The organism is Devosia sp. (assembly GCF_034675085.1).
Lineage (GTDB): Bacteria > Pseudomonadota > Alphaproteobacteria > Rhizobiales > Devosiaceae > Devosia.
In genome coordinates this window covers 1-10,011 of the sequence record NZ_JAUCDN010000107.1, presented here as the reverse complement: position 1 = coordinate 10,011, position 10,011 = coordinate 1, and the positions used below count along the sequence as shown (strand labels likewise).

9 protein-coding genes are annotated in these 10,011 nt (G+C 63.6%); 5 read left to right on the top strand and 4 right to left on the bottom strand.

The annotated features are described in order from the left end of the window. A partial coding sequence (locus VDP82_RS08700; protein ID WP_323014456.1) for a neutral zinc metallopeptidase occupies positions 1-462 on the top strand: 462 nt, incomplete at its 5' end. Between the two features lie 166 nt (positions 463-628). On the opposite strand, the gene carA is transcribed toward VDP82_RS08700, so the two are convergent. After that, a complete protein-coding gene (carA, locus tag VDP82_RS08695; RefSeq protein ID WP_323014455.1) occupies positions 629-1,834 on the bottom strand; it encodes a glutamine-hydrolyzing carbamoyl-phosphate synthase small subunit in 1,206 nt (401 codons plus the stop codon). Positions 1,835-1,970: 136 nt separating this feature from the next. On the opposite strand from carA, the gene VDP82_RS08690 reads away from it, so the two are divergent. Continuing rightward, the gene (locus VDP82_RS08690; RefSeq protein ID WP_323014454.1) at positions 1,971-2,423 is read left to right on the top strand and encodes a GatB/YqeY domain-containing protein; all 453 of its coding nucleotides are present in this window, start codon (positions 1,971-1,973) and stop codon (positions 2,421-2,423) included. 5 nt (positions 2,424-2,428) lie between these two features. Here the strand turns inward: VDP82_RS08690 and VDP82_RS08685 are convergent, their stop codons facing one another. Beyond that, positions 2,429-3,574 (bottom strand): diguanylate cyclase, encoded by a 1,146-nt coding sequence (locus tag VDP82_RS08685; protein WP_323014453.1) that lies wholly within the window; start codon positions 3,572-3,574, stop codon positions 2,429-2,431. 120 nt (positions 3,575-3,694) lie between these two features. After that, entirely contained in the window at positions 3,695-4,870 is a 1,176-nt protein-coding gene (locus tag VDP82_RS08680) for an MFS transporter (protein WP_323014452.1), read from the bottom strand. Positions 4,871-5,037: 167 nt separating this feature from the next. On the opposite strand from VDP82_RS08680, the gene VDP82_RS08675 reads away from it, so the two are divergent. Then, positions 5,038-5,601: an HdeD family acid-resistance protein gene (locus VDP82_RS08675; protein WP_323014451.1), complete on the top strand. Its 564-nt coding sequence runs from the start codon at positions 5,038-5,040 to the stop codon at positions 5,599-5,601. Here the strand turns inward: VDP82_RS08675 and VDP82_RS08670 are convergent. Then, positions 5,598-5,996: a hypothetical protein gene (locus VDP82_RS08670; protein ID WP_323014450.1), complete on the bottom strand. Its 399-nt coding sequence runs from the start codon at positions 5,994-5,996 to the stop codon at positions 5,598-5,600. The two genes, VDP82_RS08675 and VDP82_RS08670, sit on opposite strands and share 4 nt — an antisense overlap. 71 nt (positions 5,997-6,067) lie before the next feature. On the opposite strand from VDP82_RS08670, the gene dnaG reads away from it, so the two are divergent. Together dnaG and rpoD are read left to right on the top strand one after the other, a co-directional pair. Beyond that, positions 6,068-8,002, top strand: coding sequence for a DNA primase (dnaG, locus tag VDP82_RS08665; RefSeq protein ID WP_323014449.1), 1,935 nt, complete (start codon positions 6,068-6,070; stop codon positions 8,000-8,002). 180 nt (positions 8,003-8,182) lie between these two features. Further along, on the top strand, positions 8,183-10,011 hold a 1,829-nt coding region (rpoD, locus tag VDP82_RS08660; protein WP_323014448.1), incomplete at its 3' end, for an RNA polymerase sigma factor RpoD.

Below are 10,011 nucleotides of genomic sequence, written 5' to 3'. Positions count from 1 at the left end.
GGCGACAGCAAGGTCTATATCGACCTCAGCTTCTACGACCAGTTGCGCGACCAGTTCGGGGCGCCGGGCGATTTCGCCCAGGCCTATGTGCTGGCCCATGAGGTGGGTCACCATATCCAGAATCTCACCGGGGTGCTGCCGGAATTCAACCGCCGCCGCCAGGCCATGAGCGCCACCCAGGCCAATGCCTATTCGGTGCGGGTGGAATTACAGGCCGATTGCTATGCCGGCGTCTGGGCCAATTATGCCGGGCAGGAGGATTTGCTCGACAATGGCGATATCGAGGAAGCCCTCAACGCCGCCGAGCAGATCGGCGACGACACGCTGCAAAAGCGCATGCAGGGCTATGCCGTGCCCAAGACCTTCAATCACGGCACCTCGGCGCAGCGCAAAACCTGGTTCGAACGTGGCTACCGCTCCGGCAACCCAGCCGATTGTGATACGTTCTCGGGAAGTATCTGACGCGGTTCAGCGTTCAACCGAGCCATCCGCCAGCACCATGTCATGCTGGCGGAGGCCGGCATCCATCCTGAAGGCTACCCCCGCCATTGATGTGCGGGAGAGCATGTGGAGACGGTTTCCGGCTCGAGGCCGGGATGACGCCGTGCCTGGGAACGGATCGTGCCGTTCAGGCCGCCGAAGCGCCCGATTCGGGCTGCTGCTCGATACCCTTCTGGGCGCGGATGTGGTTGAGGAAGCGCGTGAACAGATAATGGCTGTCGCGCGGGCCCGGGCTGGCCTCGGGGTGGTATTGCACCGAAAAGATCGGCTTGCCGTCGACGCTGAGGCCGGCATTGGAGCCGTCGAACAGCGAGATATGGGTTTCGGTGATGCCGGCGGGCAGGCTGGCCTTCTCCACCGCGAAGCCATGGTTCATCGAGGTGATCTCCACCTTGCCGGTAGTCAGGTCCTTGACCGGATGGTTGGCGCCGTGATGGCCCTGATGCATCTTGGCGGTGGTGCCGCCCAGGGCCAGGCCGAGGAGCTGGTGGCCCAGGCAGATGCCGAAAACGGGCTTGCCGGTCTCGATCAGCTTCTTGATGGTGGGAACGGCGTATTTGCCGGTCGCGGCCGGGTCGCCCGGGCCGTTGGACAGGAAAATCCCATCGGGATTATGGGCGAGGATTTCGGCGGCTGTCGCCGTCGCCGGAACGATGGTCACGCGCGCGCCCTGATCGGCCAGGCACCGTAGGATATTGCGCTTGGCGCCATAGTCGATGGCCACGACATGCAGGTCGGAATTTTCGAGACGCCCATAGCCCTTGTTCCATTCCCAGCCGGTCTGGTCCCACTGGCCGGTCTGGGTGGAAGTGACTTCGCCCGCCAGGTCCAGCCCTTCCAGGCCAGGGAAGACTTTGAGTTCGGCCAGAATCGAGGCTTCATCGAACAGGCCGGTCGGCTCATGGGCAATGACGCCATTGGGCATGCCATGCTCGCGGATGCGGGCGGTCAGGGCGCGAGTGTCGATGCCGGTAATGCCGATAATATTGCGCTTCTTGAGCCAGGCGTCGAGTTTTTCGGCGGCACGGTAATTGGACGGATTGGTGATGTCGGCCTTGAGCACGACGCCGCGGACGCCCGAGAGCGCGGCCATGTTGACCGTCTCGATATCCTCGTCATTGGCGCCGACATTGCCGATATGGGGGAAGGTGAAGGTGACGATCTGGCCCGCATAGGAGGGGTCGGTCAGCACCTCCTGATAGCCGGTCATGGCGGTGTTGAAACACACTTCGCCTGCGGCGTGCCCAATGGCGCCGATGCCGCGTCCCTCCAGTCGCGTCCCGTCTGCCAGGATCAGAAGAGCGGTCGCGGGGGGGTGCTGCCAGCCGGTCACGGTGGGCCTCCAAGGGTTGAAAGATGGTGGTTGAGGCTTCCCTTTAGAAGCCCGGAGGCGGCGGCGCAAGTGGCGTCGTCGGCTTATTACGCCTATATGGGGGCCATAAATTGCATAGCAAGAGGATGAAAGACCCATGCGCGAGATGTTCAGCGAGGGGCTCAAGACCGCGCTCAAGGCCCGCGACCAGCGGCGTACCGCGACCTTGCGGGCGATCACGGCGGCCATCAAGGACAAGGATATCGCCATCAGGCAGGAAAATCGCGGCCCCGCGACCAATGAGGAAATCCTGGCCATCGTGCAAAAGATGGTGAAGCAGCGCGAAGAGAGCTTCGCCATCTATGCGCAGGCGGGCCGGTCGGACCTGGCTACCATCGAAAAGGAAGAGATCGACATCCTCAACGAGTTCCTGCCCAAGGGCCTCACCGATGAGGAAGTGGAAGCGGCCATCGCCGCGGCCATTGCCGCGACGGGAGCCCAGGACCCCAAGGACATGGGCATGGTGATCGCCAGACTCAAGGCCGATTATCCGGGCCGGATCGATTTCGGCAAGGCGAGCGGCAAGGTGCGGACGGCTCTCGCCGGCTAGCCCGATCAGGCAATAAGGCGCAAGGGAGCGGTGGTCACGGTGTTGCGGCCGCTGTCCTTGGCTTTATAGAGGGCGTTGTCAGCCCGGTTGAGTACCGAGGAGAAGGTCTCTTCCGCCCCGCAGGTGGCCACGCCCACACTGGTGGTAGCGGAAATGGCCCCGCTTTCCAGCGGGGCAGGGCGTGATTCGAAGCTGGCGCGGACGGCTTCGGCGACGGCCTTGGCCCGTTCCAGCGTCATCGCCGGCAGAATGGCGCAGAATTCCTCGCCACCGATGCGGGCGGCCGTATCCTCGGGCCGCATGTTCTCGCGCAGTATGGCGGCGAAATGGGTGATGACGGCGTCGCCGGCGGCATGGCCGCGCAGATCGTTGATGCGCTTGAAATGGTCGATGTCGAACATCAGGATCGCCGTGCCGGTTTCGAGCCTTGCCGTATCGAAGCGGTCGAAAAGGGCGCGGCGGTTCAGCAGGCCGGTCATCGGGTCGGTCAGGGCTTCCTGGCGGTGGCGGCGCGTCGCCCGGGACTGGTTGAGGGTCAGCGAGAGCGCGCCGATGCCGGTGATGCCGACGATGATCATCAGCGAGTTGATTTCCTCGGCCCAGTTGCTGGGCGGCACATGCAGCACCATGCGACCTTCGAACATGAGCACGAGGGCGCAGGCGAGGAAAGAGACCCCGGTTCCGGCATAGAGCGCGGCCATGGCGGCCAGATGCAACGGGGCTTCAGCGCGCGCGCGCCAATATTGGGCGGCCGAGCCGAACATGGCGGCGGCGCAGGCCAGGTTGAGCACGATGGTGCCCAGCCCGGCATAGCCGAGCCGGAACGCCAGGCCCAGCGCCAGCACCGAGGTCAGCCAGACCGCCGCGATCATGGCGGTCGGCGCATGGCCGGTGCGGAACAGGCTGGCCCCCTGGTAGATGAAGCCCATGCCGGTCAGCAGCGCGGTGTAGGAGCCGATCTGCTGCCAGGTATTGAAGGGGTCCTCGCGTGTGCTGGTGGTGGAGAGCGCGGCGACCACGAAGATCATGCTCAGGGCCCAGCTCAGCATATGGGTGTCGCGGCGCGAACCCAGCCAGCCGATGATGAGCGTAATCATCAGGGCCGCGCTGGAAAACGCGATTGCCACCATCAATGTGCCGTTATCGATCATTGTGCGAGAGGCCGATCCGAATGTGGGCGTCACTATGCCGGACTTAACCGAAGGAAACCTTTCCGGCGGTTAGCTAAAGTGCGCATGGTAACCATGGCGTTAGTGTCGATGCGGGCTGTTTTATTTTCCTGCCATGGCTGGCCGGCCGCTGCGCAGGTCCAGCCGGTAGGAGAATGTGGCGACCAACGCAGCCAGGATCATGGCGCCGACGCCGATAAAGGGCAGGTTGCGGTAGCCGACGCCGGCTTCGAGCAGGCTCGAGCCCAGCACCGCGCCAATGGCGATGCCGATGTTGAAGCAGGACGGAATGAGCGCCGAAACGAAATTGGGCGCGTCCGACGCGGCCGCCAGGATGCGCGATTGCACGGGCGAACCGAAAGCGAAGTTGAGCCCGCCCCAGAACAGCACCGCGATGGCCATGACCAGCGGATAGGGGCTGACGAAATAGACCAATACGAAGGCCAGTGCCTGGGCCGACAGGATGGCGATCAGCGAGGGCATGAGCTTCCAGTCGGCCAGCCTTCCGCCGATGAAGACGCCGATGGTCGAGCCCACCCCATAGAGCAGCAGCACCCAGGGAATGCTCGTATTGTCGAGCCCGGTTACCTCCAGCAGCAGCGGCGCGATATAGGTGAACAGGCTGTATTGACCGACCATCACCAGCATGGCGATGAGCAGGGAGGTCGAGACCGCCTGCCGGCCCAGCGCCTTGATTTCGCGCAGCAAGCTGCCGCCGGTGCTCTGTGCGCCGGCACTTTTCGGCAAGAAGAGCGCGATGCCGAGCGTGGCCAGGAAACCCATGGCGCCGACTGCCCAGAAGGTGGCGCGCCAGCCGAAGGCGGTGCCGATGGCGGTACCGCCCGGCACGCCCAGAATGTTGGAGACGGTGAGGCCCGACAGGATGAGGGCCACGGCGAAGCCGCGCTTTTCGACCGGCACCAGATTGACCGCCACCACCGGGGCGATGCCGAAATAAACGCCGTGTACCACCGCGACGAGAACGCGGGCGACGAGCAGGAGCTCGAAGCTCGGCGCCAGGGCGCAGAGCGCATGGCCCAGGGTGAAGACGGTGCCGAGCGCGATGATGAGCGCCTTGCGCGAGAATTTCTTGGTCGCCAGCGTCAGCGCCGGCCCGCCAACGGCGATGCCGATGGCGTAGGCGGTGACCAGATAGCCGGCAATGGGCACGGAAATATCGAGCCCGGCGGCAACGTCGGGGAGCACGCCGGCGATGACGAATTCGGCCGTGCCGAAGGCGAAGGCGGCGAGAAACAGGGCAATGAGGGGAAGGAACATGAAAAACCGCCGCGCGCAGAGCTGGAGTGCGGTGCCTCTAACCATGGAAGCGGTTCGGCCGCAATCGACAACACGGCCGCCATGCGCGCCACAAGGGTGCTTGGCAAGGCGGTTGGCTGCGCTAGATTGAGGGCGACGCCATGGAGAGTCTGCCCGAGGAGGCGAACATGACTGTATCGGCCGAAATCAAGAAGCGGTTTGCGCTGGCCACGGCCTTGCGCGGGGTATTGATGCTGATTGCCGGGCTCTATGCCCTGCTGATGCCCGACGCGGCCTTCACCGTGCTGGTGCTGGCGGGCGGCATCCTGCTCATCGTCGATGGCATATTGGGGCTATGGAGCCTTACCTTCGGTGGCGGCAAGAGCGGTAATTACTGGTTCGACGTGGCGGGCAACGCGTTGTCCCTGATCCTGGGCGTGCTCATCGTCATCAGCCCGCTTCTGGCCACGGTGCTGACGGCGGCGTTCCTGGCGGGGCTTGTCGGCGTGGTGGCGCTGATCGTGGGCATCATGCAGATCGTGGTGGTGGTGCGCGAACGCGCCAGCTATGCCCGCATCTGGCCGGTGGTGCTCTCGGGCGCCTCCTATGTGCTGCTCGGCCTGGTCTTCCTCTTCTTCCCCCTGCTCACCGTCTCGATCAGCATCATGTTCGGCGGGGTCCTGCTGATCTTCTTCGCCTTCGGGCTCTTCGGCTGGGCCTGGCGGCTCTACAAGGCCAGCAAGGCGAGCTAATCGGACAGGTAGACCGTATCGATCCCCGCCACGCTTTCATCGAGCCGGTAGATTTCCGAATCTACCGGCAGGCTGAGTTCGATATTGCCGTAGGCATCCCAGCGCGCGCGCATCGGGGCATGGTTTCCGATCGAGGCGAAGCTGGCGGCGTCAAACGGCACCTCGTCGCCCGCCGGCACCAGGGCCGCCTGGCTGTTGGGCTCGGTGTTGCCGCAATCGCGCGAAAAGACCACCAGGTCATATTGTCCGTCCGGCGAGGTCAGGCGCTGGTTTTCCTCGACCACGCATTGAGGAATGAGGTCGGTCACGAACCACAGGGTGGCTCCGATGGCAATGGCGGGTCCCAGTGTCAGGGCCAGGAGAACGGCGATCGGCATCTTGCCGGAGCGGGCCATGGCAGCTTCCTTCTCGAAGAGGCTCAAACCTAAATGGTGACTTTAGGCGCGCAAGCCCCTAGTTAACACGCATGCGCTTTTCCGATCAGTTCCTGGATGAAATTCGTCAACGCCTGTCGATTACGCAGGTGGTGGGCGAATATGTGCTCTGGGACAAGCGCAAGAGCCAGCCGGCCAAGGGCGATATGTGGGCCTGCTGTCCCTTTCACGGCGAGAAGAGCCCCAGTTTCCACGCCGATGACCGGCGCGGTATCTACCATTGCTTCGGTTGCGGGGTGAGCGGAGACCATTTCCGCTTCCTCACCGAGAAGGCGGGCATGAGCTTTCCCGAGGCGGTGGAAAAGCTCGCCAACATGGCCGGCCTGCCCATGCCGGCGCGCGACGAGCGGGCGGAGAAGCGCGAAGCCGAGCGCAAGACGCTTTACGACGTTATGGAACTGGCCACCCAGTATTTCGAGGCGGCGTTGCAGGCCAATGTCGGCGCGCGGGCACGCGGCTATCTGCTCGATCGGGGCGTCTCGGTGCAGAGCCAGGCGCGTTTCCGCGTCGGCTTCGCTCCCGACAGCCGCAATGGGCTCAAGGAGCATCTGGCGGCAAATGGCGTTTCGGCGCAGGACATGATCGATACGGGGCTGGTGGCCAGCCGCGACGGCGACCCGCTCACCTATGATCGGTTCCGCAACCGCGTGATGTTTCCGATCAGCGATTTTCGCGGGCGCATCATCGCCTTTGGCGGGCGCGCCATGTCGGCCGACGTGCCGGCGAAATATCTCAATTCCCCCGAGACCGAGCTCTTCCACAAGCGGCAGACGCTTTATAACGGGCAGGGCGCCCGGCAGGGCGCGCGCGAGGGTAGCAGCGTCGTGGTGGTGGAAGGCTATCTCGACGTGATCGCGGCGGTTGCCGCCGGATTCGAGGGTACGGTGGCGCCTCTGGGCACGGCCATGACCGAGGAGCATCTGCAACTACTCTGGCGCATGAGCCCCGACCCGGTGCTGTGTTTCGATGGCGATAGAGCCGGCCTCAAGGCGGCCGAGCGCGCGGCCGATCTGGTGCTGCCCCATCTCAGGCCCGGCTTTACCGTGCGCATCGCTACCCTGCCCGAGGGGCAGGACCCCGACGACCTGATAAAATCGCAGGGACGGGGTGGGTTTGCCGATGTCATCGAGCGGGCGCGCAGCCTCTCCGATGTCATCTGGAGCATGGAAACCGGCGGTCTGGTGCCCGAAACGCCGGAGGCGCGGGCGGCCTTGCAGGCACGTCTGCGCGAGCGGGCCAATTCCATCCAGGACGGTTCCGTGCGCTTTCATTATGCACAGGCGTTCGATGAGAAGCTGCGTGCCTTTTTCGCGCCCATGCGCCAGAGCCGGTTCGAGCCGCGCGGCGGCGAGCGGCGCTACGGCCAGAGCGGGGCCTATGGCTATCCCGGGCGCGGTACGCCCCGGCTGGTGGTGAGTGACACGCTGCGCAATTCGCGCCTGCTCAAGCCCGGCGCCGTGATGGAGGCGACCCCACGCGAGGCCACCATCATCCTCAGCCTGGTCAATCACCCCATGCTGGTGGAAGACAAGTTCGAAGCCCTAGCGGCGCTGGATTTCGAAACGCCCACCGCCCAGAAGGTGCTTTCGGAAATCCTGGGGCTGGTTGTGCGCCATCACGATATTTCCAGCGACGATCTGCGCGCCGCCCTTGGCGTGCGGGGCCATGGGCCGGTGCTCGAAAAAATGAACGACACGCTGGTGCGCCAGGGCGTCTGGCAGGTGGCTTCCGAGATTGCCCTGACGGATGCGGAAACCGGATTGAGTCATGCCCTGGCCTTGCATAACAAGAAAGTTCAGCTAAATAGGGAACTCAAGGCAGCCGAAGCGGCGCTGGGCGAAGACCCGAGCGAAGAAACCTTTGAGAGGCTGCGGGATATCAAGAACCAGATTACCACTGTCGATGGCACAGAGGCATTGATCGAAGGTTTTGGTTCGCTATCGGGACGCGCGACGCGCAGCTTCTAGGGAAAAATCCCGGCGGCTGTGGGTACGCGCGGCTTTGCGTATGGTGATTGCGCAACGGAGCGAACCCGTCACGGACAATAGGCGTTAACGTCTCGGTGACGAAACCTTTACCTTGCCTTGAGGTGTCCCCACTTAAGCCTTACCCGGACCCGCGCGCTACGGGTTCCGACGGAGTACCAGATGGCCACGAAGGCAGCACCCAAGACCACCAAGGAAACCGAGAAGCCGGAAGCCGGCGCCCCAGAGGCGACGAATGACAGCCCGCTGCTCGACCTTTCCGATGCCGCGGTCAAGAAGCTCATCAAGATCGCCAAGAAGCGCGGCTATGTGACCTACGAAGAGCTCAATGCGGTGATGCCCTCCGATGAGGTCTCATCCGAGCAGATCGAGGACTTCATGTCCATGTTCTCGGACATGGGCATCAATGTCGTCGATGAGGACGAGGTCGAGGAGACCGAGGTCGAAAAGGACGAGGACGATCACGGCACCGAGGTCGCCGCTTCGAGCAGCAGCACCGCCGTCTCGACCACCTCCAACACCAAGGCCGGCTCGGACCGCACCGACGATCCGGTGCGCATGTATCTGCGCGAGATGGGCTCGGTCGAGCTTTTGAGCCGCGAGGGCGAGATTGCCATCGCCAAGCGCATCGAGGCCGGCCGCGAAACCATGATCGAGGGGCTATGTGAAAGCCCGCTCACCTTCCAGGCCATCATCATCTGGCGCGACCAGCTCGCGCAGGGCGAAATCCTGCTGCGTGACATCATCGACCTGGAAGCCACCTATGCCGGTCCCGACGCCAAGCAGGCGGCGCCCGAGATCGCGGTTGAGCGTCCGGCGGCCAAGCCCGAAGTGGTGGAGAAGGCCAAGCCTGCGCCCAAGAAGGCGTCTTCGTCCGATGACGAGGACGACTATGTGCCCGAGGAGCCGCAGGCCCCGCAGGACCCGGTCGAGGAAGACGACGACGAATTCGAGAACGCGCTGTCGCTCTCGGCCATGGAAGCCGAGCTCAAGCCGCAGGTGGTGGAGACATTCGACCGCATCGCCAATGCCTATGGGCAGATGCGCGAAATGCAGGACAAGCACGCCGAGGACCGCAGCGCCGTGGTTTCGGATGCCGAGACCAGCAAGCTTTCCGAGTTGCGCATGGCGGTGATTGCCGACGTCAAGTCGCTCTCGCTCAATGCCAGCCGCATCGAGAGCCTGGTCGAGCAGCTTTATGACATCAACAAGCGCCTGGTGAAGCTGGAAGGGCGCCTGCTGCGCCTGGCCGAAAGCTATGGCGTCAAGCGCGAGAAATTCCTCGAAAGCTATTATGGCCAGGAAGTGAACCCGGCCTGGGAAGCGAATCTGGCTCAATTTGAAGGCAAGGGCTGGGCCGAGTTCGCCCGCCGAGAAGCCGACACCGTCCGTGAGATTCGCGGCGACGTCGCCACGCTCGCCACCGAGACCGGCCTCAATATCGCCGAATATCGCCGCATCGTGCACAAGGTGCAGAAGGGTGAGCGCGAGGCGGCCATCGCCAAGAAGGAAATGGTCGAGGCCAATCTGCGCCTGGTGATTTCCATCGCCAAGAAATACACCAATCGCGGCCTGCAATTCCTCGATCTCATCCAGGAAGGCAATATCGGGCTGATGAAGGCGGTCGATAAGTTCGAATATCGCCGCGGCTACAAGTTCTCCACCTATGCCACCTGGTGGATTCGCCAGGCCATCACCCGCTCGATCGCCGACCAGGCGCGCACCATCCGCATTCCGGTGCACATGATCGAGACGATCAACAAGATCGTGCGCACCAGTCGCCAGATGCTGCACGAAATCGGGCGCGAACCCACCCCCGAGGAGCTCAGCGAGAAGCTGCAAATGCCCCTCGACAAGGTGCGCAAGGTGCTCAAGATCGCCAAGGAGCCGATCAGCCTGGAAACCCCGATCGGGGATGAAGAAGACAGCAATCTGGGCGATTTCATCCAGGACGTGAATGCGATCCAGCCGATCGATGCGGCGATCCAGTC